The sequence below is a fragment of the Burkholderia stagnalis genome (genome assembly GCF_039848545.1).
Lineage (GTDB): Bacteria > Pseudomonadota > Gammaproteobacteria > Burkholderiales > Burkholderiaceae > Burkholderia > Burkholderia stagnalis.
Genome location: NZ_CP156686.1, coordinates 1,809,752 through 1,834,882, shown reverse-complemented (window position 1 = coordinate 1,834,882; position 25,131 = coordinate 1,809,752). Strand labels below are relative to the sequence as shown.

Annotated in this window: 25 protein-coding genes; 17 read left to right on the top strand and 8 right to left on the bottom strand. The window is 68.3% G+C overall.

Annotation, left to right across the window (positions count from 1 at the left end; genetic code table 11):
- Nucleotides 1-3 precede the first annotated feature (3 nt).
- The 7 genes from ABFO07_RS24880 to ABFO07_RS24850 are packed head-to-tail and all read right to left on the bottom strand — an operon-like array spanning nt 4 to nt 6,908.
- The gene (locus tag ABFO07_RS24880) at nt 4-1,116 is read right to left on the bottom strand and encodes a fatty acid desaturase family protein (protein WP_347468737.1); all 1,113 of its coding nucleotides are present in this window, start codon (nt 1,114-1,116) and stop codon (nt 4-6) included.
- Nucleotides 1,116-2,228 (bottom strand): sterol desaturase family protein, encoded by a 1,113-nt coding sequence (locus ABFO07_RS24875; protein ID WP_347468736.1) that lies wholly within the window; start codon nt 2,226-2,228, stop codon nt 1,116-1,118. The genes ABFO07_RS24880 and ABFO07_RS24875 overlap by 1 nt, the downstream gene beginning before the upstream one ends.
- Entirely contained in the window at nt 2,228-2,830 is a 603-nt protein-coding gene (locus tag ABFO07_RS24870) for a phosphatase PAP2 family protein (protein ID WP_059963315.1), read from the bottom strand. Before ABFO07_RS24870 ends, ABFO07_RS24875 begins: the two co-directional genes overlap by 1 nt.
- On the bottom strand, nt 2,827-4,134 hold the full coding sequence (locus ABFO07_RS24865; protein WP_347468735.1) for a F390 synthetase-related protein: 1,308 nt from the start codon (nt 4,132-4,134) through the stop codon (nt 2,827-2,829). The genes ABFO07_RS24870 and ABFO07_RS24865 overlap by 4 nt, the downstream gene beginning before the upstream one ends.
- Nucleotides 4,134-4,940, bottom strand: coding sequence for an MBL fold metallo-hydrolase (locus ABFO07_RS24860; RefSeq protein ID WP_347468734.1), 807 nt, complete (start codon nt 4,938-4,940; stop codon nt 4,134-4,136). Before ABFO07_RS24860 ends, ABFO07_RS24865 begins: the two co-directional genes overlap by 1 nt.
- Entirely contained in the window at nt 4,918-5,931 is a 1,014-nt protein-coding gene (locus tag ABFO07_RS24855) for an NAD-dependent epimerase/dehydratase family protein (protein WP_347468732.1), read from the bottom strand. The genes ABFO07_RS24860 and ABFO07_RS24855 overlap by 23 nt, the downstream gene beginning before the upstream one ends.
- Complete coding sequence (locus tag ABFO07_RS24850; protein ID WP_196483095.1) at nt 5,928-6,908, bottom strand: 3-oxoacyl-[acyl-carrier-protein] synthase III C-terminal domain-containing protein; 981 nt, start codon at nt 6,906-6,908, stop codon at nt 5,928-5,930. Before ABFO07_RS24850 ends, ABFO07_RS24855 begins: the two co-directional genes overlap by 4 nt.
- Nucleotides 6,909-7,025: 117 nt before the next feature.
- On the opposite strand from ABFO07_RS24850, the gene ABFO07_RS24845 reads away from it, so the two are divergent.
- From ABFO07_RS24845 to asd, 7 genes are all read left to right on the top strand, one after another.
- Nucleotides 7,026-7,322 (top strand): hypothetical protein, encoded by a 297-nt coding sequence (locus tag ABFO07_RS24845; RefSeq protein ID WP_124490215.1) that lies wholly within the window; start codon nt 7,026-7,028, stop codon nt 7,320-7,322.
- A gap of 366 nt (nt 7,323-7,688) precedes the next feature.
- Entirely contained in the window at nt 7,689-9,098 is a 1,410-nt protein-coding gene (gene leuC / locus ABFO07_RS24840; protein ID WP_059808516.1) for a 3-isopropylmalate dehydratase large subunit, read from the top strand.
- Nucleotides 9,099-9,134: 36 nt separating this feature from the next.
- Nucleotides 9,135-9,245, top strand: a complete 111-nt coding sequence (locus ABFO07_RS24835; RefSeq protein ID WP_059566047.1) for an entericidin A/B family lipoprotein — start codon at nt 9,135-9,137, stop codon at nt 9,243-9,245.
- 68 nt (nt 9,246-9,313) lie between these two features.
- Entirely contained in the window at nt 9,314-9,964 is a 651-nt protein-coding gene (leuD, locus tag ABFO07_RS24830) for a 3-isopropylmalate dehydratase small subunit (protein WP_059963323.1), read from the top strand.
- Nucleotides 9,965-10,038: 74 nt separating this feature from the next.
- Complete coding sequence (gene leuB, locus ABFO07_RS24825; protein WP_059884289.1) at nt 10,039-11,106, top strand: 3-isopropylmalate dehydrogenase; 1,068 nt, start codon at nt 10,039-10,041, stop codon at nt 11,104-11,106.
- 95 nt (nt 11,107-11,201) lie between these two features.
- On the top strand, nt 11,202-11,321 hold the full coding sequence (locus ABFO07_RS24820; protein ID WP_017329997.1) for a hypothetical protein: 120 nt from the start codon (nt 11,202-11,204) through the stop codon (nt 11,319-11,321).
- A gap of 82 nt (nt 11,322-11,403) precedes the next feature.
- Nucleotides 11,404-12,525, top strand: coding sequence for an aspartate-semialdehyde dehydrogenase (gene asd, locus ABFO07_RS24815; protein ID WP_059566036.1), 1,122 nt, complete (start codon nt 11,404-11,406; stop codon nt 12,523-12,525).
- A 104-nt stretch (nt 12,526-12,629) separates the two neighbouring features.
- Here the strand turns inward: asd and flgE are convergent, their stop codons facing one another.
- Nucleotides 12,630-13,874 carry a flagellar hook protein FlgE gene (flgE, locus tag ABFO07_RS24810; RefSeq protein WP_059884287.1) on the bottom strand — a complete coding sequence of 415 codons (1,245 nt, stop codon included), beginning with the start codon at nt 13,872-13,874 and terminating at the stop codon, nt 12,630-12,632.
- 968 nt (nt 13,875-14,842) lie between these two features.
- On the opposite strand from flgE, the gene ABFO07_RS24805 reads away from it, so the two are divergent.
- The 10 genes from ABFO07_RS24805 to ABFO07_RS24760 all read left to right on the top strand — a co-directional run bounded on the left by ABFO07_RS24805 (nt 14,843) and on the right by ABFO07_RS24760 (nt 25,082).
- Entirely contained in the window at nt 14,843-16,870 is a 2,028-nt protein-coding gene (locus tag ABFO07_RS24805; protein ID WP_347468731.1) for a FimV/HubP family polar landmark protein, read from the top strand.
- A complete protein-coding gene (truA, locus tag ABFO07_RS24800; protein ID WP_059563515.1) occupies nt 16,870-17,682 on the top strand; it encodes a tRNA pseudouridine(38-40) synthase TruA in 813 nt (270 codons plus the stop codon). Before ABFO07_RS24805 ends, truA begins: the two co-directional genes overlap by 1 nt.
- Nucleotides 17,679-18,371: a phosphoribosylanthranilate isomerase gene (locus tag ABFO07_RS24795; protein ID WP_347468730.1), complete on the top strand. Its 693-nt coding sequence runs from the start codon at nt 17,679-17,681 to the stop codon at nt 18,369-18,371. Before truA ends, ABFO07_RS24795 begins: the two co-directional genes overlap by 4 nt.
- 57 nt (nt 18,372-18,428) lie before the next feature.
- Nucleotides 18,429-19,622 carry a tryptophan synthase subunit beta gene (trpB, locus tag ABFO07_RS24790; RefSeq protein WP_059884284.1) on the top strand — a complete coding sequence of 398 codons (1,194 nt, stop codon included), beginning with the start codon at nt 18,429-18,431 and terminating at the stop codon, nt 19,620-19,622.
- Nucleotides 19,623-19,631: 9 nt separating this feature from the next.
- On the top strand, nt 19,632-20,483 hold the full coding sequence (locus ABFO07_RS24785) for a DNA-methyltransferase (protein WP_017329989.1): 852 nt from the start codon (nt 19,632-19,634) through the stop codon (nt 20,481-20,483).
- 41 nt (nt 20,484-20,524) lie between these two features.
- The gene (trpA, locus tag ABFO07_RS24780; RefSeq protein WP_059563518.1) at nt 20,525-21,340 is read left to right on the top strand and encodes a tryptophan synthase subunit alpha; all 816 of its coding nucleotides are present in this window, start codon (nt 20,525-20,527) and stop codon (nt 21,338-21,340) included.
- A 63-nt stretch (nt 21,341-21,403) separates the two neighbouring features.
- Complete coding sequence (accD, locus tag ABFO07_RS24775) at nt 21,404-22,276, top strand: acetyl-CoA carboxylase, carboxyltransferase subunit beta (RefSeq protein WP_059563519.1); 873 nt, start codon at nt 21,404-21,406, stop codon at nt 22,274-22,276.
- Nucleotides 22,277-22,383: 107 nt separating this feature from the next.
- The gene (folC, locus tag ABFO07_RS24770) at nt 22,384-23,694 is read left to right on the top strand and encodes a bifunctional tetrahydrofolate synthase/dihydrofolate synthase (RefSeq protein WP_059563520.1); all 1,311 of its coding nucleotides are present in this window, start codon (nt 22,384-22,386) and stop codon (nt 23,692-23,694) included.
- Nucleotides 23,695-23,723: 29 nt separating this feature from the next.
- Nucleotides 23,724-24,581 carry an SPOR domain-containing protein gene (locus ABFO07_RS24765; protein WP_347468728.1) on the top strand — a complete coding sequence of 286 codons (858 nt, stop codon included), beginning with the start codon at nt 23,724-23,726 and terminating at the stop codon, nt 24,579-24,581.
- A gap of 6 nt (nt 24,582-24,587) precedes the next feature.
- On the top strand, nt 24,588-25,082 hold the full coding sequence (locus ABFO07_RS24760; protein ID WP_059563522.1) for a CvpA family protein: 495 nt from the start codon (nt 24,588-24,590) through the stop codon (nt 25,080-25,082).
- The last annotated feature ends 49 nt before the right edge of the window (nt 25,083-25,131 follow it).

Genomic DNA, 25,131 nt, shown 5'->3' with positions numbered 1-25,131 from the left:
GGCTCAGTCCGCGCCGCCCATGTGCTTCAGGAACCGCCGCTGCGCGACGATCAGCTCGCGGTAGGTGAGCACCCGATAGGGCACGCCGTGGCGTGCGGCGATCGGCGCGGCGAGTGCCGCGAGTGCATCGCAGTGGCGATGGTGCCAGGTCGGGAACAGATGATGGGTCGCGTGACGGTGCAGCCCGCCGAGCCAGAACGCGAGCCAGCGCGGCTCGGGCAGCCAGTCGACGGCAGTATGCAGCCCGTGCTCGCGCCAGCCGTGCGGCAGCGGTTCGCAGTCGGGCGCGCGGTAGAACGCGACGTCGGCCCAGTGGGTGCCGAGCAGCAGCCCGACGACGAAGCACGACGCGCACATCTGCGCGAGCACGTAGGCGGCAACGACGCTGCCCCATCCCACCCCCATGCCGTGCAGGACCCAGACGGGCAGCGCGAGCATCAGCGCGAAGTGCGCGAGCTTCGCGCCGACGAACACGAGCCAGCCGCGCATGCCGGGCAGCGGGCGGTGCCGCGCGACGGGCGTCTTGCCGAGCCGATCCGACCAGTCGTAGATCCAGCCGATGTACGGCATCGACAGTGCCGCGATCAGCGGCCAATACAGGTGCTGGTAGCGATGGTGCGGGCGACGTGTCTGGAACGGCGTCTGGCACAGGAAGAAGTTTTCCTCGAGATCGAGGTCGCGGCCCTCGATGTTCGCGTACGGGTGATGAAATGCGATGTGGCGCACGCGCCAGTACGCCGGCTCGATCCCGAGCGGCACGGTGACCGCGCGCGCGATCCACGCGTTCAGCCGGCGGCCCGAGGTGGGCGATACGCGAGGCGGTCCGATCAGCGTGCCGTGCGCGGCGTCGTGCATGAAGTTGATGGCGAGCACGGCGAACAGCATCACGAACGCGACGTACCCGAGCGCGAAGCGCGCCGGGCCGCCGGCCGTCAGCGCGAAACCGCCTGCGCCAAGCGCGGCGGTCAGCAGGGCGGCGCCCTTGAGCCACTGCCGCGCGTCCGCGTAGCGGTGGTCGTCCGCCCCGCGCAGGTAGGCGGCGGATGCGGCGCGCAGCTCGGCGTCGAATGGCGGCGTGCCTTCGGGCCACACATGGGTGGCGGGCCGCGGGTCCATCAGCGTGCTCCGAGCATCGTGCGGTGCCGCTCGCGCGCGAACAGGCAGGCGGCGCCGTGCAGTCCGACCAGCGCGACGAGCGCACAGCCGAGCGGGTCGCGCCAGCCGAACCCGCCGACGAAGCAGAGCGGCATAGCGAGCGCCGCGGTGCTCCATGCGGCGCGCGCCCACGCGCGTCCGTCCGACAGCGCGCCGAGCGCGATCGTCTGCGCGGCGATCCAGCCGAACAGCAGCGGCTCCTGCGGCGCAGGGAACGTGCCTTGCCGGTGCACGTAATAGATGACGACCGCGAACAGCGCGAGCCCGCCCATCGCGATCCAGCCGTCGCCGAGCCGCAGCGGATCGCGCGCGGGCAGCCGGGGCGTCGCGAGCCCGAGGTAGCGCAGTAGCGGGATGTTGTTTGCCCAGAACGGGTTGTCGGTGCGCACCGCATCATGCACGCCGTAGCGGATCGGCGCGTGCGGCAGCTCGGGCTGGTAGGTGCCGAACAGCGTGTCCCAGATCAGCAGCGTGCCGCCGAAGTTCTTGTCGATGTATTCCGGGTTCAGGCCATGATGAACGCGGTGGTTCGCCGGCGTCACGAAGAAGCGGTCGAGCCAGCCGGACCGGTAGATCGTGCCGCTATGGTTGTAGAACTGCACCGAATAGTGGAACCCGCCCACCAGCACGAACGCCTCGACGGGCACGCCGAGCACGGCGAGGCCCGCGAAGAACGGGATCGACGTGAGCGACGAGTACCAGGAATTGCGCACGCCGAGCGACAGGTTGAAATGCTCGCCTTCGTGGTGGACGACATGGACCGCCCACATCAGCGGGATCTTGTGATGCAGCCGGTGCAACCAGTAGAAGCAGAAATCCCACGCGAAGAACGTGAAGATCCACACGCCGGGCGTGCCGAGCCGGTCGACCCAGTGCAGGTTCGCGTGTGCGGACAGCCACGCGAACGCCGCGACCTCGACGCCGCGGAACAGCCACAGCACGATGTGCCCGGAATTCAGGTTGAAGATCACGTCGCGCCACGGCGCGCGCTGCCCGCGCAGCCAGCGCAGGCCGGCCACGTCGGCGACGACGAGCGCCAGCATCACGGCGAGCGGTAAAGCGAACACATTCATCAGGTCAGCCTCCGGGAGAACGCGGGCAGCCTTGCGGCGAGCATCCCGCAGACGAGCGCGACGAGCACGCCCGCTGAAATGTCGAGCGCCAGGTGGCGGCGCGTCTGTACGATCGAGCAGGTGATCGCCGCGCTCCACAGCACGACGAGCGCGCTGCGCCATGGGCGGCGTGGGTCGATCAGCGCGCGTGCGGCGAGGCAGGTCAGTGCCGCGTGCAGCGACGGCAGGCAGTTCTGCGCGGAATCGCCCGCCGCGAGGAGCCGCAGCGTGACGGCGCTCGGTGACGTGCCGTCGACCGGCGGGTAATTCAGCGTGGTCGGGAACAGCACGAAGACGATGCCGGACGCGAGCGCACTGAACTGCATCGCGCGCATCAGCCACGGCACGCGCGCGGCGTCCGCACGAAGATACGCGTACGGGATCAGCGCAAAGAACGACAGGTAGAGCCACACGCCGCGCGGGTCGAACGGGACGAGCCGGTCGAGCGCGCTTTCGGCGAGCACCGTCCCGGGGCCCTGCAGGACGCCGGACAGGGTATAGGCGACGCCGACCGCGCCCCAGCCGAGCGCCATCGCGCGCAGTCGCGGCGGCAGCGTGATCATCGCGCCTCCTTCGCGCGGACGATGCGGCGCCGCTTCTGCGTGAAGTCGCGCGCGGGCACGGCCGGGCTCAGCGTCCATGCGAGCGCGTCCGTGGCGACGCCGAGCCGCGCGAACACGTCGACGAGATGCTGCCGGCAGGCGGCGAGCATGCCGGACGCCGCGCCGTCCGCGCCCGTGTCGACCGCGAGCGTGAGCGTGAGCGCGGCGGGCGCCGTCTGCGTCAGCCGGTAGTCGGCGTGCAGCGGCAGCGCCTGCGCGAGCGCCCGCGCGCACACGTCGGCGAACACGGTGCACGGCGCCCCGTCGCGGCCGGGCAGCACCAGCATGTCGTCGCAGCGTCCCTCGATCCGCTCGATCGCGAGCGCCGGGCTGCCGCACGGGCAGGGCGCGCGGCGCACCGCGAGCACGTCGTCGAGCCGGTAGCGGACGATCGGCTGTGTGGAACGCGTGAAATCGGTGATGACCGGCACGAAGCGCGTGCCGTCGAGCCACTGCGGTTCGACGTGGAGGAATTCCTCGTTCAGGTGCAGCGTGCCGTGCGTGCACGTCGCGCCCAGGAAGCCCTCGGTCGCCTGGTAGACCTCGTCGACGCGCCCGAACGTTTCGGCCAGCAGCACGCGGTCGAGCGGTTCCAGCACTTCGGCGACCGCGATGACGCGAGCCGGGCGCACGGCCAGCCGGCCCTCGCGCACGGCGAGCGCGAGCGAGCACAGCACCTGGGCCGGCGCGACGACGATCGTCGGCCGGTACGCGTCGAGCTGCGCGACCAGCGACTCGAACGGCTCGAACAGGTCGTAGAACGCGAACGACAGCCACGGCGTGCGCACCGCCGTGTACAGCCGGTTGTTCGCGCGCAGGAACAGCGCGACCCGTTCGCGATGCAGCAGCCCGTGCGGCAGCAGCTTCGCGAGCAGCACGCCGGCCCATGTCGCGCGCTCGGCCGGGCTCGCGACGAACACGCCGCGGCTGCCGGACGTGCCCGACGACAGGCCGACGCTGTAGTGCCCGAGCATCGGGCTGAAGTCGCGCGACTGCTCGGCGCGATGCGCGCACGCGAGCACCTCGTCGAGCGTCAGCCCCGCGGTGTTCATCGTATCGAAACGCGTGAGCATCGCCGCCTTGTCCATCAGCGGCCATGCGTCGCGCGGCTGGCTCGCGTACGGCGCGAACCACGGGCTGCGCGCGAGCACGGTGCGTGCGAAGCGGTCGAGCCCGCGCGCCTGGTGGCGCTCGAGCGCCGTGCGGTCCGCGAAGCGGCGCGTGCGGGTGCGGGCGTAGGCCCACAGCAGGCGGTGCGGCTGCATCACAGTGCGCCCTCGTGCGTGAGCAGGATCGTCGCGCGGCCGCCGGCGTCGAGGCGATGCAGCCGGTCGAGCGTCGCGTAATAGGCGCGCGGATCGTCCATGATCAGGTGCGCGATCCGCGACGGTCCGCGCGGCTCGCGGTAGCCCTGCGGCGACCATGCCGAATCCGACGCGAGCAGCACCCAGCCGCTGTCGGTCGCGACGAACGCGCCGAGATGGCCCGCCGCGTGGCCGGGCAACTCGACCAGCAGGATGTCGCCTCCGGCATTCGGCAGCGTGTAGGCGTGCTCGAACGGCGCGAGTTCCGCGGGCAGCGCGACGCGCTCGAAGCTTTCGACGAAGCGCGCGCGCGTGTCGAAGTCGTCCGGCATCAGGCCCGGCACGAAGCCGCGCCTGAGCGCCGCGATGCCGCGCAGCGGGCGCGTCGCGCGCCAGCCGTCCCCGGAGCAGATCATCGGCACGCCCGGGAAGTCGCGCAGGCCCGCGATGTGGTCGCCGTGGAAGTGCGACAGCACGATGCCGTCGAGATCGGCGGGCCGCAGGCCTTCGCGCGCGAGCTGCGCGGCGATCGCGTCGGCGGCGTCGAAGTGCACGGGCGTCACCTTGCGGTACAGCGCGAACACGCCGCGCCGCGTGTGGTCGAGGAAGTGCGACGCGTAGCCGGTGTCCCACAGCCAGCGCCGGCCGTTCGCCTGCAGCAGGTAGCAGCGCGACGGGAACGCGCACGCGGAGAAGCCGGCGCCGCGCAGCGCGACGCAGCCGGGATGGGTGCAGTAGCCTGCTTCAAAGGCCGTAATGGTTGCCATGCGTACGAATCCAGTCCGCGGTGAGACGAATGCCGTCGTCGATCGAGAACGGCGGCCGGTAGCCGAGCAGCGCGGCGGCGCGTGCGTTGCTGAGCGTCATGTCGAAATGGAGCGCGCCGATCCCGTAGCGCGTGAGCAGCGGCTCGCGGCCGCGCACGTGGCCGCCCAGCTCGGAGACGCGCGCGAGCGCGTCCAGGAGCGGATACGGCAGCGGGCGGATCCGGTAGCGCAGCTGCAGCGCGTCGCCGAGCAGGCGCGCGAGCAGCGACGCGAGCGTGCACGGCTCGAAGTTCGTGATGTTGAACGCGGCGCCCGATGCGACCTGCGCGTGCGTCGCGACCCGCAGCGCATGCACGACGTTGCCGACGTAGGTCAGGTCGACGAGCGCGGCGCCGCCGCGCGGCAGCGGCAGCACGCCGCGTCGCGCGTGCAGCAGCTGCAGGATGCGTGGCACGATCACGCGGTCGTGCGGGCCGAACAATCCGCGCGGGCGCAGCAGCACGAAGGTCGTGCCGGGATGCGCGCCGGCGAGCGCGCACAGTTCGTCTTCGGCCTGCGCCTTGGTCGCCGCGTAGTGATTCACGAAGCGCGCGGCGCGATACGACTCGTCGATGTCGCGGTGATGCCGGTAGTCGAAGTAGATCGACGGCGTCGATACGTGCACGAAACGCGGCACGCCGCGCGCGGCGGCGGCTTGCGCGAGCCGGCGGGTCGCGGTCACGTTCGACGCGACGAAGTCGTTCAGCCGGCCCCACGGCGACGACAGCGCCGCGCAGTGCCACACCGCGTCGACGTCGCGCAGCAGCGCGTCGGCCTGCGCGTCGTCGAGCGTTGCGAGTTCCGCCGGCACGAACTCCGCGCCGGCCGCGCGCAACGCGTCGCCCGCTTCGAGATTGCGGCCGGTTGCCCGCACGGCGCGGCCGTCCGCCAGCAGTGCGTCGACGGCGTTGCGGCCGAGCCCGCTCGTCGCGCCGGTGACGAGGATCTTCATGCGACGAGCACCATTCCGCCCACCGTCAGTCCGGCCGCGGTGCCGATCAGCAGCGCGCGGGTGCCGCGCGTGAAGCGTCCCTGCTCGATCGCTTCGTGCAGCGCGGTCGGGATCGACGCCGCGACCTGGTTGCCGTGCTGCGCATAGATGTCGACGAGCGAGTCGGGGCGCATGCCGAGACGCTTGCGAATGTGTTCCATCGCGAGGTGGCTCGCCTGATGCGGGATCACGACGTCGACGTCGCGCGCTGCGCGCGCGTTGCCGCCGAACAGCTGCTCGAGGAAGCCGCCGATTACCGTGGACGCGAGCCGGAACACGCGCTTGCCATCCATCCGGAACAGGTAGTCGGCCGGCTCGGCGCCGTTGCGTGGATTGCGGCGCGTGCCGCCCGCCCGAATCTCGCAGAACGCGTTGCCGGCGGGATAGGTTTCCATCCGGAATGCCTCGATGCCGGTGGCCGCATCGCCGCGCTCGACGATCGCGGCGGCCGCGCCGTCGCCGAAGATCAGCGATGCTTCCGGGTCGTTCCAGTCGATGCCGCGCGACGCAAGGTCCGACGCGACGATCGCGATGCGCCGGTACGCGCCGCTCGCGAGCAGGCTCGCCGCGACCTGCAGCGCGACGACGAAGCTCAGGCAGCTCGCGTTCACGTCGAACGCGGCGGTGCCGGCCGGCAGCCCGGCCGGCCCGAGAATCCGGCTCGCGGTGCTGGGCAGCGCCTGCTCGCCGACGCCCGACGCGGACAGCAGCAGGTCGATCGACGCGGGGGCGACCTGGCCGCGGTGCAGCGCGTCGCGCAGCGCGGCCGCGGCAAGCCCGGATTGCGTTTCGGCATCTTCGGCGTAGTAGCGGACGTCGATGCCCGACTTCTTGCGCGAGAAACCCGGCGGGTGCTTGAGCAACGCGTCAAGCGCGCTGGACGAGACGCGCCGCGACGGCAGCGCCTTGCCGGTGCAGATGATCTGGATGGGCAGCATGGCGGGGAACGGTGGAAGCGGGATGCGCGCGGTCATGCGTGAACGCGGCACGCGATTCTCGGCCTTGAAAGGCAATGACGGACTTCGGCGGAATGGATATCAGGCGCGAAGTATTCGATGAAACAGGGCGCCTTTCTTTCTCTCGGTTTGATTATCATTTTGAACGTTATTGCGCTATTCCATGGACGGATTCGAATATCGATCCGCCCGTGGCCTGCGCCTTTAAAGCAGGGCAACCGTGCCGGCCCACGTCGCTTGCAGCCGGGACGCGATACGGCAAGCGGTCCGCATGCTAACAAAATCGGTCGCTTTCAGGGCAGCGTAATTGAAAAAGTTCACCTTTCGGTACTTTCCGGTGCGCAGTGTGATGCTCGTGAAAATCCGCGCGTTGAAATGGTCCGGCGTCGCACGTGAAATCAAGTCGATCGAAAATTGCGAGGAATCTGTGACGCCTATTCGGCTCTTTGCATGAGACCTGCAAGATCACGCCGTGCTGATGAGTCGCGATATCGAGCCGTCGCTGCCTTTTCTCGATAATGGGGTGCAGGCCTTTGCGGGAAGCACCCGTCTCTCGTCTCGGACCGGGCGGCGAGTCTTGCCCGCTTCTGCCGCGGTTCGCCACCGCCCCCTGCCGGGTAATACCGATACAGGTATTGCCACTACCAGCCAAACCACTGTTTTTAATGGGTTTTTTCGCGCTTTGCCTGCGCCGGAGCGCGATCTGCGTGGCATAATCGACCGCATCCGCAAGCCTTGAAGTCACAACGACCCCGCATACCCATGGCACAGACGCTCTACGACAAACTGTGGAATTCCCACGTGGTCCACACCGAGGAAGACGGCACGACATTGCTCTACATCGACCGTCAGCTGCTGCATGAAGTCACGAGCCCGCAGGCGTTCGAAGGGCTGAAGATGGCGCAGCGCCCGGTGTGGCGCATCAGCGCGAACCTCGCCGTGTCGGACCACAACGTCCCGACCACGGATCGCAGCCACGGCATCGCCGATCCGGTCTCGAAGCTGCAGGTCGACACGCTCGACGCGAACTGCGACAGCTTCGGCATCACCCAGTTCAAGATGAACGACGTGCGCCAGGGCATCGTGCACATCATCGGGCCCGAGCAGGGCGCGACGCTGCCGGGCATGACGATCGTGTGCGGCGATTCGCACACGTCGACGCACGGCGCGTTCGGCGCGCTCGCGCACGGCATCGGCACGTCCGAAGTCGAGCACGTGCTCGCCACGCAAACCCTGCTGCAGAAGAAGAGCAAGAACATGCTCGTGAAGGTCGAGGGCCAACTGCCGCGCGGCTGCACCGCGAAGGACATCGTGCTCGCGATCATCGGCAGGATCGGCACCGCGGGCGGCACGGGCTACGCAATCGAATTCGGCGGCTCGACGATCCGCGCGCTGACGATGGAAGGCCGGATGACGGTCTGCAACATGGCGATCGAGGCGGGCGCGCGCGCCGGCATGGTCGCCGTCGACGATACGACGATCGACTACCTGAAGGGCCGTCCGTTCGTGCCGACCGGCGCGGAATGGGAGCAGGCCGTCGAATACTGGCGCCAGTTCAAGTCGGACGACGGCGCGCAGTTCGACAGCGTCGTCGAGCTGAACGCGGCCGAGATCGTGCCGCAGGTCACGTGGGGCACGTCGCCGGAAATGGTCACGTCGATCGACGGCCGCGTGCCCGATCCGGAACGCGAGAAGGATCCCGTCAAGCGCGACGCGATGGAGCGGGCGCTGGCCTACATGGCGCTCGAGCCGAACACGCCGATCGAGGCGATCGCGGTCGACAAGATCTTCATCGGCTCGTGCACGAACGCGCGCATCGAGGATATTCGCGCGGCCGCGTACGTCGTGAAGAAGCTCGGCCGCCGCGTCGCGTCGAACATCCGCCTCGCGATGGTCGTGCCGGGCTCGGGCCTCGTGAAGGCGCAGGCCGAGCGCGAAGGGCTCGACAAGGTGTTCACGGAAGCGGGCTTCGAATGGCGCGAGCCGGGCTGCTCGATGTGCCTCGCGATGAACGCCGATCGCCTGGAGCCGGGCGAGCGCTGCGCATCGACGTCGAACCGCAACTTCGAAGGCCGGCAGGGGCAGGGTGGCCGCACGCACCTCGTCAGCCCGGCGATGGCGGCCGCGGCCGCCATCGAAGGCCATTTCGTCGACATTCGCAAGCTGGGGTGACGCGTGAACGCATCGATCATCGGCCGGCTGGCCGGCATGCTGGCACTGGCGGGGCTCCTGTTCGGCCTCGCGGGCTGCAACACCGTCGCGGGCTTCGGCCAGGACGTGAACGCGGCCGGCAATGCGATCAAGCGCGCCGCCGAGTGACGCGCGGCGCCGGAACCTTGTCGACGTGCGCCGGCTGAGTGCCGGCCCACCCATCGGATAGACGGATCATGGAAAAATTCATTGTGCATACCGGCGTCGTGGCGCCGCTCGATCGCGAGAACGTCGATACCGACGCGATCATCCCGAAGCAGTTCCTGAAGTCGATCAAGCGCACCGGCTTCGGCCCGAACGCATTCGACGAATGGCGCTACCTCGACCACGGCGAGCCGGGCCAGGACAACTCGAAGCGTCCGCTGAACCCGGACTTCGTGCTGAACCAGCCGCGCTACCAGGGCGCATCGGTGCTGCTGGCGCGCAAGAACTTCGGCTGCGGCAGCTCGCGCGAGCACGCGCCGTGGGCGCTGCAGCAGTACGGCTTCCGCGCGATCATCGCGCCGAGCTTCGCCGACATCTTCTTCAACAACTGCTTCAAGAACGGCCTGCTGCCGATCGTGCTGACCGAGCAGCAGGTCGACCACCTGTTCAACGAGACGTACGCGTTCAACGGCTACCAGCTGACGATCGATCTCGCCGCGCAAGTGGTGCGCGCGCCGGACGGCCGCGAGTACGCGTTCGACGTCGCCGCGTTCCGCAAGTACTGCCTGCTGAACGGCTTCGACGACATCGGCCTGACGCTGCGTCACGCCGACAAGATCCGCCAGTTCGAGGCCGAGCGGCTCGCGAAGCAGCCGTGGCTGAACAACAAGCTGGTCGGCTGACACCGTCCTTGCGGCGGGCGTGCACGGCGCGCCCGCCGTCCCGCATTCAATACCCATCCAGTCAGGAATAACGCATGAAGATTGCAGTGCTGCCCGGCGACGGCATCGGTCCGGAGATCGTCAAGGAAGCGGTGAAGGTGCTGAACGCACTCGACGAGACGTTCGCCCTCGAGGAAGCGCCGGTCGGCGGCGCGGGCTACGAGGCGAGCGGCCACCCGCTGCCGGACGCGACGCTGAAGCTCGCGAAGGAAGCCGACGCGATCCTGTTCGGCTCGGTCGGCGACTGGAAGTACGACTCGCTCGAGCGCGCGCTGCGCCCCGAGCAGGCGATCCTCGGCCTGCGCAAGCACCTCGAGCTGTTCGCGAACTTCCGCCCGGCGATCTGCTATCCGCAGCTCGTCGACGCGTCGCCGCTGAAGCCTGAGCTGGTCGCGGGCCTCGACATCCTGATCGTGCGCGAGCTGAACGGCGACATCTACTTCGGCCAGCCGCGCGGCGTGCGCGCTGCTCCCGACGGCCCGTTCGCCGGCGCGCGCGAGGGGTTCGACACGATGCGCTACTCGGAGCCGGAAGTGCGCCGCATCGCGCACGTCGCGTTCCAGGCGGCGCGCAAGCGCGCGAAGAAGCTGCTGTCGGTCGACAAGTCGAACGTGCTCGAAACGTCGCAGTTCTGGCGCGACATCATGATCGACGTGTCGAAGGAATATGCGGACGTCGAGCTGTCGCACATGTACGTCGACAACGCGGCAATGCAGCTCGCGAAGGCGCCGAAGCAGTTCGACGTGATCGTCACCGGCAACATGTTCGGCGACATCCTGTCGGACGAGGCGTCGATGCTGACCGGCTCGATCGGCATGCTGCCGTCGGCGTCGCTCGACAAGAACAACAAGGGCTTGTACGAGCCGTCGCACGGCTCCGCGCCGGACATCGCGGGCAAGGGCATCGCGAACCCGCTCGCGACGATCCTGTCGGCCGCGATGCTGCTGCGCTACTCGCTGAATCGTGCCGAGCAGGCCGATCGCATCGAGCGCGCGGTGCAGACGGTGCTCGAGCAGGGCTATCGCACAGGCGATATCGCGACGCCGGGCTGCAAGCAGGTCGGCACGGCGGCGATGGGCGACGCGGTGGTTGCGGCGCTGTAAGAAATATGTAAAGGGTGCGAACGCGGCCGAAGCAATGGCCCGTTCGTGCCGGGTTGGCCGTTGTGCGGCCAGACAGGTTTGTGTAGACTCGAACGATGGCGCTGATTTCCCTGATCTCCCCGGTCCTGAAAACCCACGGCAACACTGCCCGTGCGGTTACGCGCGCCATCGTCATCACGAAAACCATTACCACGAAAACGATCATTAAACGCTGATCGTCCGTCGTGCCCGCCTTTTTCCCCGCGCGGTCACGCCGGGGGCGGAAATGGCGGGGAAGCTCCATTCAAAGGGTTAGTCATGAACGTAGGTCTCGTAGGTTGGCGCGGCATGGTCGGCAGCGTCCTGATGCAGCGCATGCAGGAAGAGGGCGATTTCGACCTGATCGAACCGGTGTTTTTCAGCACCAGCAACACGGGCGGCAAGGCGCCGTCGTTCGCGAAAAACGAGACTACGCTCAAGGACGCGACCAACGTCGACGAGCTGAAGAAGTGCGACGTGATCATCACGTGCCAGGGCGGCGACTACACGAACGACGTGTTCCCGAAGCTGCGCGCGGCCGGCTGGAACGGCTACTGGATCGACGCGGCGTCGTCGCTGCGGATGAAGGATGACGCGGTCATCATCCTCGATCCGGTCAACCTCGACGTGATCAAGGACGCGCTGGTCAAGGGCACGAAGAACTTCGTCGGCGGCAACTGCACGGTCAGCCTGATGCTGATGGCGCTCGGCGGCCTGTTCCGCGAGAACCTCGTCGACTGGATGACGGCGATGACCTACCAGGCCGCATCGGGCGCGGGCGCGCAGAACATGCGCGAGCTGCTGTCGCAGATGGGCGCGCTGAACGGCGCGGTGCAGGAGCAGCTCGCCGATCCGGCGTCGGCGATCCTCGACATCGACCGCCGCGTGCTGGCCACGATGAACAGCGATGCGATGCCGACCAGCCACTTCGGCGTGCCGCTCGCGGGCTCGCTGATTCCGTGGATCGACAAGGATCTCGGCAACGGCATGTCGAAGGAAGAGTGGAAGGGCGGCGCGGAAACCAACAAGATCCTCGGCAAGCCGGCGATGGGCGAGCCGGGCTCGATCCCGGTCGACGGCCTGTGCGTGCGGATCGGCGCGATGCGCTGCCATTCGCAGGCGCTGACGATCAAGCTGAAGAAGGACGTGCCGCTCGACGAGATCAACGGCATCCTCGCATCGGCGAACGACTGGGTGAAGGTCGTGCCGAACGAGCGTGAAGCGTCGATGCGCGACCTGTCGCCGGCGAAGATTACCGGCACGCTGACGGTGCCGGTCGGCCGCCTGCGCAAGCTCGCGATGGGCGGCGAATACCTGTCGGCGTTCACCGTCGGCGACCAGCTGCTGTGGGGCGCGGCCGAGCCGCTGCGCCGCATGCTGCGCATCCTGCTCGACAAGTAAGCCCGACAGGGGCATCCGGCCCGTGGGCCGGATGGTCCACGCAAGCGCGCCGCGCCGGTCGTGACGATGTCACGGTCCGGCGCGGCGCGTTTTTCATGGGCGCGTCAGCGCATGTTCAGCACCGCCTGGTCGACGGCCTGCTGCGTCTTGATCGTCTGCGCGTTCGCCTGGTAATTGCGTTGCGCGGTGATCAGGGCGACGAGCTGGGTCGTCAGGTCGACGTTCGAGTTCTCCAGCGCACTGCCCTGCAGCGTGCCGTGGTTCGTGCTGCCCGGCGCGGAGATCTGCGGCACGCCCGACGCGGAACTCTCGGCGTACTGGTTGCCGCCGATGTTCACGAGGCCGTTCGGGTTGTTGAAGTTCGCGAGCGCGATCTGGCCGAGCACCGCGCTCTGGCCGTTCGAGTAGTTGCCGGACAGCTTGCCGTCGGCGCCGATCGAGAAGGTCGTCAGCGTGCCGCTCGCGAAGCCGTCCTGCGCGAGGTTGTTCACGCCGTTCTTGCCGCCGTACTGGGTCGTGCCGTTCAGATCGAGCGTCAGCGGCTGCGGCGTCGCGGAGCCGCCGGTGGCCGGGATCGTGAACTGGAACTGGCCGGTCGAGCCGGTGACGGGCGCCGCAGGCGTCGTGCTCGCGATCTGGCCCGACGTGTTGAACGCGACGGTGCCGAGATTGGTCGGCGTCTGGCCCTTCACACCCGCATACGCCTGCCACGTGCCGGCCGGCGCCGCGCTCTTCACGAAATACATGTCGACCTGCTGCGCGCCGCCGAGCGAGTCGTACACCTGGATCGACGTCGAGTAGTTGTACGTCGTGCTGTCCGTCGCGGAGAACGGCGCCTTGGCCGGCACCTTGTCCTGCGAGTTCAGGTTGAACTGGCCGGTGATCCTGGTCGTCGCGGTGGGCGCGAGGTTGGTGGTCGGCGCCTGCATCGGCACGGTTGCCGCGGTGTTGATCACGCCGCCCGCGGCCGCGCCGTAACCCATCAGGTTGCGGCCATGCGAGTCGACGATGAAGCCGTTCTTGTCGCGATGGAACGTGCCGTCGCGCGAATACGTGACCACGCCGTTGTTCGACATCTGGAAGAAGCCGTTGCCGTTGATCGCGACGTCGAGCGCGTTGCCCGTCGTGTTGATCGTGCCCTGGCCGAACTGCTGATCCACCGACGCGAGCCCCGAGCCGATGCCGATCTGGGTGTTGACCGACGTCGCGACCGAGTTCGCGTACATGTCGGAAAAGTGCGCGCGACTTTGCTTGAAGCCCACTGTGTTCGCGTTCGCGATGTTGTTGCCGATCACGTCGAGATTGTTCGACGCCCCGGCCAAACCGCTCAAGCCTTGCTGATAGCCCATGTTCGGTCCCCGTAACGAGCTGGTAAATAAATGCAGTCGTGCGACTGCGCGGTAATACTCCCTTGATTTGTCGTGGCGTCAGTCCGACTGATCGGTCATGGTCGGATTGCGCTGATTTTTATTTGAAACAGATCGTAATGTTGGTCGTTCGGGGATTTGTGTAAATTTGTATAATGTGGGCGAATTGCAAACGAAAGGTCGTTTTTTTGAAGGAATCCGGGCGCGATGATGGGCTTGTAAGCCTTGCTGGGCGGGGTGTTTCGTAGGATGAATGGTCAATTCTCCGATTAGAGGCGGGAATTGCCTTCTGATCGATCGATTGGAAATAATTGGAATGTGATTCGTTGCGCGGCGCGGGATTTATTTGAATTTTCGGCCGTGATTTTATTAACGGCAAGCGCGGCGAATTATTGATGGTGGCGATGGTGTTTTATTCTCGGACTACAGATTTTGTGCTGGCGGTTTGGGGCAGGCCCGGTGCGCGCGATACGACGCCGGCCGCGCGACATGCCCGGCGCAAAAACGTGAAAGCCCCGAACCGTTTCATGGCCGGGGCTTTCTTGCATCGATTCCTTTGGCACGAGGAGAGGATGCGCTGCGGAGCAAAGGCGGATGGAATCGTTCTCGGCGGGAGGTTGATCTACGAAATTGTTGTACTTGGTGGGCGTGTGTTTGTGAGTCATTCAGGGCGCGGCGGATCTGACGATGGCATGGCAGGCAAGGCGGCCCGGATTGTGCCGTCGGTACGTCGGGCTCCCTGAAACGTCGCGGGCGCACGGCCCGATGTGCGTCAACCGGGGACGAATTCGGCCCGAATCCGGGCGCGTGAAGTAAACTACGCGGTTACGACGCGCAGACCAGCGGAAAGCGTCGCGTTCTGCGCGGCGCTTTTGCATTTCTGCGGCGACTTTTTTGACGCTTCCAAACGCGAATCCGAGCCGCGCGCCAGCGTGGCGATAGAGCCAACGATGTCCCGAATTTCCATGTTTCCGCGTCAATCTCGCTTGTCGCGCGCCGTGTGCGGCGCGCTGGCGGTCCTCGCACTCGGCGCGGCCGCCTCGACCTGGGCGGCAGGCGACGCCGCGGCGGCCGAAGCCGGCGCGGCCGCGCCGCTCACCGTGACGGTCCAGCCGGGCCAGTCCCTCAACGATCTTGCCAAGGCGGCCACGCAGTCGAGCGACCCGGGCGTGCTGGCGCGCGCGGGCCGCGCGCTGTTCGATGCGAATCCGCAGGCGTTCATGAAGCGCGATCCCAGCCGGCTGAAGGTCGGCGCGACGCTGACGCTGCCGGCGCTCGATGCGACGGGTGCGGCGGTCGCATCCGGCGCTGCGGTGGCTTCCGGGGCGGCGCCTGCATCGGCCGCCGCGCCTTCGGCCGCGCACCCCGGTTCGGCGGCGCATCCCGCGTCGGCGGCGCTGGCGACCTCCGCAGCGTCTGCCGCCCACGCAGTGCAGCCGAGCGACGCGCATGCGGCGACGGCGGCAGGCGCGTCGGCCGCCGTCGGTGCATCCGCGGCTCACGGTGCATCCGCACCGGCTGTCCAGCCGGCATCGCCGGCGGCCGGCGCGAGCAGCGGCCCGCACGTGTGGAGCGGCGCGATTCAGTCCGCGCCGTCATCCGCCAGCGAGGCGACGGTGCCGTCCGCGCAGGGCAGCATGGCCGCCGGCCCGAATGCCGCTCCGAATGCGGCGCCGGCCGCCGCCGCGTCGCAACCGCGCCCGTCCAGCCTGCAGCAGTTGCTCGCGCTGAAGAATCGCGTGCTGATGGAACTGCAGAAGCACGGCATCGGCAAGCCGGGCGCGACGGCCGGCGCGGGCAACGCGCCTGCGCCTTCCGCGCCGCGTGCGGCCGCGAACGACGCAAGCGCATCCGCGGCGGCGTCGAATGCCGATGCGGCCGCGGCAAGCGGCGCCGCGTCGAGTGCGGCGCAGCCGCAGACGGCGCCCGTGCGTCCCGCCGTGACGCCGGCGCCGACGCAGGCGGGAGCGGCAGGGCAGCTCGACTGGCGCGTGGCTTCCGCGGCCGGTGCGGCGGTGGTGCTGGTCGCCGGTTTCTTGTGGCGCAAGCGCCGCAACGCACGTCGCGACGAGGCAGCCGCCGGCGCCGCAACCGTCGCTGCCGGCAGTGACGACGTGACGCCGTCCCCGGCACAGGAACTGCCGATCCAGCCCGAGACGCCGGTGTCGCGCGATGCGGCGGCCGACGTGTATCTGGCGGCGGCGACCGCGGCGGCGGCAGAGACCGAGGCCGCCGAGGCGCACGTGCATCGCGACGTGCCGGTTGCGCCGGTGTCCGTCGAGCCCGAGCAAGCGGAACCTGCGGTGCATGTGCACGACGCACCGGACGCTGCCGCCAATGTGGACAAGACCGCTGACGAGCCGGTCGACGGGGTGCCCGCGACACAGTCGGCGGCGGACACGCAGCACGCTGCAGCAGACACGCAGCACGCGATCATGCAGAGCGCGATCACTGCGCTCGGCAGCCTCGACATGCCGCTGCCGCCGCGCGTGCTCGACGAATCGACGCCGGCGGCGCACGACACGGCCACGACGGCAGCGCTGTCTGCCGATGAGCAAGTCGCAACTAACGGTCAATCCGCCCCGCGCCCGCCAATTGGTGCCGCGGATCCGACCCCGGAACATCTTGCCGAGCAGGACGACGCGCTGGAGTGGGATGACGGCGCGTTCCTGCACGGCCGTTCGGGCGCGACGTCGTCGGCCCCCGCGTTTGCACCGCTTGGCGGCGCGCAATTCGGCGCGCTGAAGCTCGATTTCGATCTCGACCTGCCGTCCGCGCCCGGCGCGGCGCTGCCGGCGCTCACACCCGACGAGCTGGCGCGCATCGCGCGCAACAAGCTCGACCTCGCGAGCGAATACGTCGAACTGGGCGACGTCGCCGGCGCGCGCACGCTGCTGCAGGAAGTCGTCGACGCGAACGACGCGGCGACGCGCGACGATGCGCGCGCGCTGCTCGCGAAACTGGCGGCCGAGGCGTGATGCGGATCGCGCTCGGCATCCAATACGACGGCGCGGCGTTTTGCGGCTGGCAGTCGCAGCCGCACGGCAAGACCGTGCAGGACGCGCTCGAGCGCGCGCTGGCGGAGTTCGCGCAGACGCCGCTGCATACGACGGTGGCGGGGCGCACCGACACCGGTGTGCATGGGCTCGGGCAGGTCGTGCACTTCGATACCGAGCTGGACCGCGCGGATTTTTCATGGGTGCGCGGCACCAACGCGTTCCTGCCGCCGACGGTCGGGGTGCAATGGGCGAAGCCGATGCCGGACGCGTTCCACGCGCGCTTCTCGGCGTTCGAGCGTACCTATTACTACGCGCTGTACGTGCATCCGGTCCGTTCGCCGATGCTCGACAGCCGCGCCGGCTGGATCCACACGCCGCTCGATGACGACGCGATGCGCGAGGCCGCGGCGTGCCTGATCGGCGAGCATGACTTCTCGTCGTTCCGTTCGTCGGAATGCCAGTCGAAGACGCCGGTCAAGCACCTGTACCAGATCGACATCCGGCGCGTGGGCCACTTCCTTCATTTCCGGTTCCGCGCCAACGCGTTCCTGCACCACATGGTGCGCAACCTGATGGGCTGCCTCGTCGCGGTCGGGCGCGGCCGCTATCCGGCCGAGTGGCTCGCGGAGGTGCTCGCCGGCCGCGACCGCAACCGCGCGGCGCCGACCTTCATGGCCGATGGGCTGTATCTTGCCCATGTCGGCTATCCTGCGGAATTCGCCGTCCCGCCCGCGCAGCTCGGCAGCGTGCCGTGGAGCGGCGTCTGGGCTGATCTGGATCCACAACCATGACCGACCACGCGCTCCCACCCGATCCCGCCGCCGTGCCGCCGCGCACGCGCATCAAGCTGTGCGGCTTGTCGCGCCCCGAGGACGTGCTGCATGCGGCGGCGCTCGGCGCCGACGCGATCGGCCTCGTGTTCTACCCCAAGAGCCCGCGCGCGGTCACGATCGCGCAGGCGGCCGAGCTGGCGCGCCTCGCGCCGCCGTTCGTGTCGGTCGTCGGCCTGTTCGTAAACGCGAGCGCCGCCGAGATCGAGGCGGTGGTGCGCGACGTGCCACTCACGCTGCTGCAGTTCCACGGCGACGAAACGCCTGAACAATGCGACGCGCTGGGCCGCGCGGCCCGGCTGCCGTGGCTGCGGGCGGTGCGCGTCGGCCCCTCGACGCAATCGGCCGATTTGGTAGAATCGACTCTTCATTATTCGAAAGCGCGCGGCCTCCTGTTCGACACCCTCGTGCCGGACTACGGCGGCAGCGGCAAGGTCTTCGATTGGTCACTTATTCCCGCAGAGCTCGCGCGTCGGGCCGTTTTGAGTGGTGGCTTGAACGCGCAAAACGTCGGTGATGCGATTCGCCAGTTGCGTCCGTTCGCGGTCGATGTCTCCAGTGGCATCGAAGTGGAGGGCGCGAAGGGCGTGAAGGATCACGCCCGGATGGCGGCGTTCGTGCGCGCGGTGCGCGAAGCGGACGCCAAGTGATGCAAGCCGGTGCAGCGCCGCAAGCGGGGCGCGCACCGACCGATCGAGAGTGACACCATGTACAACCTTCCTGATGATCGCGGCCATTTCGGCCCGTATGGCGGCGTGTTCGTCGCCGAGACGCTGATTCACGCGCTGGACGAACTGCGCGCGGCGTATGCGAAATTCCAGAACGATCCCGACTTCGTCGCCGAATTCGAGCGCGAGCTGAAGCATTTCGTCGGCCGTCCGTCGCCGATCTACCACGCGCAGCGCTGGAGCGACACGCTCGGCGGCGCGCAGATCTACCTGAAGCGCGAAGACCTGAACCACACCGGCGCGCACAAGATCAACAACGTGATCGGCCAGGCGCTGCTCGCGAAGCGGATGGGCAAGAAGCGCGTGATCGCCGAGACGGGCGCCGGCCAGCACGGCGTCGCGACCGCGACGATCTGCGCGCGCTTCGGGATGGAGTGCGTCGTCTACATGGGCGCCGAGGACGTGCGCCGCCAGGCCGCGAACGTGTACCGGATGAAGCTGCTCGGCGCGACGGTCGTGCCGGTCGAATCGGGTTCGCGCACGCTGAAGGACGCGCTCAACGAAGCGATGCGCGACTGGGTCACGAACATCGAGAACACGTTCTACATCATCGGCACGGTGGCGGGCCCGCACCCGTACCCGATGATGGTGCGCGATTTCCAGCGCGTGATCGGCGACGAGTGCAAGGTGCAGATGCCGGAACTCGCGGGCCGGCAGCCGGATGCGGTGATCGCCTGCGTCGGCGGCGGCTCGAACGCGATGGGCATCTTCTATCCGTACATCGACGACGCGTCCGTGCAGCTGATCGGCGTCGAGGCGGCCGGCGACGGCCTGGACACGGGCCATCACGCGGCCTCGCTGATCGCCGGCAGCCCCGGCGTGCTGCACGGCAACCGCACCTACCTGCTGCAGGACGACGACGGCCAGATCATCGAGACGCATTCGGTGTCGGCGGGCCTCGACTATCCGGGCGTCGGCCCCGAGCACGCATGGCTGAAGGACAGCGGCCGCGCGCAGTACGTCGGCATCACCGACGAGGAAGCGCTGAAGGCGTTCCACGACTGCTGCCGGATCGAAGGGATCATCCCGGCGCTCGAATCGAGCCACGCGATCGCGTATGGCGTGAAGCTCGCACCGACGCTGCCGAAGGACAAGATCCTGCTCGTCAACCTGTCGGGCCGCGGCGACAAGGACATGCACACGGTCGCCGAGCGATCGGGCATTACACTCTGACCCCGACCGATGCGTGACCTGATCGAACAGCCGGCGGGCGGCGCCGCGAGCGAGGCGGAGGCGGTGCAAGCCGCCGTTGCCGAGGCGCGCGCGCTGCCCGCCGGCATCGAATTGCACAACCGCGATTTCATGACCGAAGCCGCCCGTTTGCCGGACGCGTCGATCGACCTGATCGTCGCCGATCCGCCGTACGGCCTCGGCAAGGACTACGGCAACGACTCGGACAAGCGCTCGGGCGACGCGTTTCTCGCGTGGACGCGCGAGTGGCTCGAGCTCGCGATTCCGAAGCTCAAGCCGAGCGGGTCGATGTACATCTTCTGCACGTGGCAGTACGCGCCGGAGATCTTCAGCTTCCTGAAGACGAAGCTCACGATGGTCAACGAGATCATCTGGGACCGGCGCGTGCCGAGCATGGGCGGCACGACGCGCCGCTTCACGTCGGTGCACGACAACATCGGCTTTTTCGCGGTGTCCAAGGCGTATTACTTCGATCTCGATCCGGTCCGCATCCCGTACGACGCCGATACGAAGAAGGCCCGCTCGCGCAAGCTGTTCGAAGGCAGCAAGTGGCTGGAGATGGGCTACAACCCGAAGGACGTCTGGTCGGTCTCGCGCCTGCACCGGCAGCACGCGGAGCGCGTCGATCATCCGACCCAGAAGCCGCTGGAAATCATCGAGCGGATGGTGCTCGCAAGCTGCCCGCCGGGCGGCCGCGTGCTCGACCCGTTCATGGGCAGCGGCACGACCGCGGTGGCCTGCGCACGGCAGGGGCGCGACTTCGTCGGCTACGAGATCAACGAAAGTTATTGCGCGATCGCGCACGAGCGCGTTGCCGCGCTCGCTGCGCCGGCGTGCGCGTGAGTCGCGCCGCCGCTTCGCCGAACGAATCGAGGAAAATTGTCATGTCCCGTATCCAGCAGACCTTTGCCGCGCTCGCCGAACAAGGCCGAAAGGGCCTGATCCCGTTCATCACCGCCGGCGATCCGGACCCGGCGAAAACCGTCGACTTCATGCACGCGCTCGCCGAAGGCGGCGCGGACGTGATCGAGCTCGGCGTGCCGTTCTCCGACCCGATGGCCGACGGCCCCGTGATCCAGCGCTCGTCCGAGCGGGCGCTCGCGCGCGGCGTCACGATGAAGCGCGTGCTCGCCGACGTGAAGCGCTTTCGCGAGCGCGACCAGAAGACACCCGTCGTGCTGATGGGCTATGCGAACCCGATCGAGCGGATGGGCGTCGACACGTTCGCCGCCGAAGCGAAGGCGGCCGGCGTCGACGGCGTGCTCGTCGTCGACTACCCGCCCGAGGAAGCGGCGGCGTTCGCCGAGAAGATGCGCGCCGCGCAGATCGATCCGATCTTCCTGCTCGCGCCGACGTCGACCGACGAACGCATCGCGGAAGTCGGCAAGATCGCGAGCGGCTACGTGTATTACGTGTCGCTCAAAGGGGTGACCGGCGCCGGAAATCTGGATGTTTCGAGCATTGCGGGTAAAATCCCGGCCATCAAGTCGCGAGTGCCGGTTCCGGTAGGCGTCGGCTTCGGCATTCGCGACGCCCAGACGGCGCGCGCGGTGGCCGAAGTGTCGGATGCCGTCGTGATCGGCAGCCGTCTGGTGCAGCTCCTCGAGAGCGCCGCGCCGGAAGGCGCCGTCGCCGAACTGAAGGCGTTCATCGCCGAGTTGCGCGCCGCGCTGGACGGCGCGGGCAAGACGGCCGCATAAACAACTTAGGAAAGCGGGCAGGGCGCGCATCGCCCTGCCCGCCACGGAACAGGAAACCATACGATGAGCTGGCTCGACAAACTGTTGCCGCCGAAGATCAAGCAGACCGATCCGAAAAGCCGCAAGGGCATTCCGGAAGGCCTGTGGATCAAGTGCCCGTCCTGCGAGGCCGTGCTGTATCGCAACGACGTGGAGGCGAACCTGCACGTGTGCCCGAAATGCGATCACCACATGCGGATCGGTGCGCGCGAGCGCCTCGACGGGCTGCTCGATCCGGAAGGCCGCTATGAGATCGGCCAGGAGATCGTGCCGGTCGACACGCTGAAGTTCAAGGACAGCCGCAAGTATCCCGATCGTCTGAAGGAAGCGATCGACGAGACGGGCGAGACCGACGCGATGGTCGTGATGGGCGGTGCGATCCACACGCTGCCGGTCGTCGCCGCGTGCTTCGAGTTCTCGTTCATGGGCGGCTCGATGGGCTCGGTCGTCGGCGAACGCTTCGCGCGCGGCGCGCAGAATGCGCTCGAGCAGCACGTGCCGTTCATCTGCGTCACCGCTTCGGGCGGCGCGCGGATGCAGGAAAGCCTGCTGTCGCTGATGCAGATGGCAAAGACCACCGCGATGCTGACCAAGCTCGCCGAAGCGAAGCTGCCGTTCATCTCGGTGCTGACCGACCCGACGATGGGCGGCGTGTCGGCGAGCTTTGCGTTCCTCGGCGACGTCGTGATCGCCGAGCCGAAGGCGCTGATCGGCTTCGCCGGCCCGCGCGTGATCGAGCAGACGGTGCGCGAGAAGCTGCCGGAAGGCTTCCAGCGCGCGGAATTCCTGCTGAAGACGGGCGCGATCGACATGATCGTCGACCGCCGCAAGATGCGCGACGAGATCGCGCAACTGCTCGCGCTGCTGCAGCGCCAGCCGGCCGACGCGCTGGCCTGACCGGCGCAGGCGCAGGACTTTGAACCGCGCGCGTCGCCTGGCTCGTCGGCCAGGCGGCGCGCTTCGTTTTTTGGCGTAGTGGCGGTACCGAATCACGTTCAGACCCGATGAGCACTTTTCCCACTCTCGACGCGTGGCTTTCGCATCTCGAACGCGCGCACCCGGTCGGCATCGACATGGGCCTGGCCCGCATCGGCCAGGTCAAGGCGGCCCTCGGGCTCGAATTCGCGTGCCCGGTGATCACCGTCGGCGGCACCAACGGCAAGGGCTCGACCTGCGCATTCCTCGAGACGATCCTCGTGCGGGCCGGCTACAAGGTCGGCTGCCACACGTCGCCGCATCTGCTCGAATTCAACGAGCGGGCGCGGGTGAACGGCCAGACGGTCACCGATGACGAACTGCTGCCGCACTTCGAGGCGGTCGAGGCGGCGCGCACGTCGCTGCCCGAGCCGGTATCGCTCACATACTTCGAATTCACGACGCTCGCGATCCTGCACCTGTTCGCGTCGCGCGGGCTCGACGCGGTGATCCTCGAAGTCGGCCTCGGCGGCCGGCTCGACGCGGTCAACATCATCGACACCGACTGCGCGATCGTCACCAGCATCGACATCGACCACACCGAATACCTCGGCGACACGCGCGAGCAGATCGCGTTCGAGAAGGCCGGGATCTTCCGTCCGGGCAAGCCGGCGATCTGCGGCGACCCGGCCGCGCCGCAGACGCTGGTCGACCATGCGGAAGCGATCGGCGCGGACCTGTGGCTCGTCGGCCGCGATTTCCGCTACGAGGCGCAGCCGGGCGCGGAGCGCCAGCAATGGAGCTACCTCGGCCGCGACAAGCGCTATCCGGCGCTCGCGTACCCGGCGCTGCGCGGCGCGAACCAGCTGATCAATGCGTCGGCCGCGCTCGCCGCGCTCGAGTCGCTGCGCGCGGTGCTGCCGGTGTCCGCGCAGGACATCCGGCTCGGGCTCGCGAACGTCGAGCTGCCGGGCCGCTTCCAGGTGCTGCCCGGCAAGCCGGCGATCGTGCTCGACGTCGCGCACAACCCGCACGCGGCGGCCGTGCTCGCGCAGAATCTCGGCAACATGGGCTTCTTCCCGTACACGTACGCGGTGTTCGGCGCGATGCACGACAAGGACATCGACGGCGTGCTGCACCACCTGAAGGGCGAGATCGACCACTGGTGCGTGACCGATCTGCCGCTGCCGCGCGCGGCGAGCGCCGAGCAGCTGGAGGCCGCGCTGCGCCACGCGGGCGTCGAGGATGGCGCGGATTCGAGCGTCACGCGCTACACGTCGCCGGCCGATGCGTTTCGCGATGCACTAAAAAGAGCATCGGAGAATGATAGAATCGTGGTTTTCGGCAGTTTCCATACGGTAGCTGGCGTGATGGCCTATCGTAAATCGCAGCAACACTGACTGACGGGCAGTTTCGGACTCAGCCATTCATGGGAATTTTCTCGTTCGGCAAGAAAGACGACGACGCGCCCACCCGGCGCGGCGGTCGTACCGGGGCCTCCCGGAACGTGCGTAGCGAGCGCACTGAACGCGTCGAGCGCCGCTCGCGCCGCACCGAGCGTCCGGAATCGGACGCGCTGCTCCTCGATCCGACCCTTCCAGAAAAGCAACGCGCGCGCCGCCGCCTCGTCGGCGCGATCGCGCTCGTGGTGGCCGCCGTCATCGTGCTGCCGATGGTGCTCGACTCGCACCCGAAGCCGGTGACCGACGACATCTCGATCGACATCCCGAACCGCCCCGCGCACCAGGCCGCCGCGCCGCGCAGCGACGAAGACGCATCCGACGTGCAGGCCGGCGTCGCGCACGACGAGCCGCCCGCATCCGACACGGCGATCGCCGCGGCCGTGCCTGCCGCGAAGGAACCCGCCAAGGAACCCGCCAAGGAAGCCGCCAAGCCGGCGGCGAAGCCCGATACCCCGACCACCACCGCCAGCATGGCGCCGAAACCCGCGCCGAAGCCCGCCGCGCCCGCCGCGAAGCCGGCAGCGCCGAAGCCGGCGCCGGCTGCCGTCGCGAACGCCGATGCGGCCGGTTCGGACGGCGATGCCGCGACACCGTCGTCGCCGGCCGGCGCGCGGTTCGCGGTGCAGCTCGGGTCGTTCAAGGACGACGCGACGGCGCGCTCGTGGGCCACCAAATTGAAATCGGCGGGTGTGCCCGCATATGTCGAACATCGCAAGCAGGCCGACGGCAGCATGGCCACGCAATTGCGTGCAGGGCCGTTCGCGGATCGCGCGGCGGCGTCCGCCGCGATCGCGAAAGTGCGCGAAGCCGGGTTGACCCAGTAACGCACGATGCTGACCGCTTTCGACTACGCTGTATTGGTGGTAATCGTGTTGTCGGCGCTGCGCGGTGCGTGGCGCGGCTTCGTATCGGAGATTTTCGGGCTGATCGGCTGGATCGCGGCGATCGTGATCGCGAGCCGCTACGTCGGGCTCGTGGTGCCGTACATGCCGGCGAACTGGCCGGGCGGCGCGCTGACGCAGTGGGTGCTCGGGTTCGCGCTGCTGGTGATCGGCGTGGTGTTCGTGGCCGGCGTCGCGAACGCGCTGCTGTCGCGGATCGCGCAGGCCTCGGGCCTCGGCGGCGTCGACCGGTCGCTCGGCATGATGTTCGGGCTCGTGCGCGGCGGCGTGCTGGTGGTGCTGCTGGTCGCGGCAGCCGGGCTGACCGAGCTGCCGAAACAGGAATTCTGGCGCAATGCGCTTTTGCGTCCGATTGCCGAACAGGGCGTGCATGAGCTGAAGTCGCTCCTGCCCGACGGCATGGCCCAGTACGTACGCGTGTGACGACGCGGCGGCCAGGCAGGACGGAACCGTTTTTGTATCCTCTGAAGGA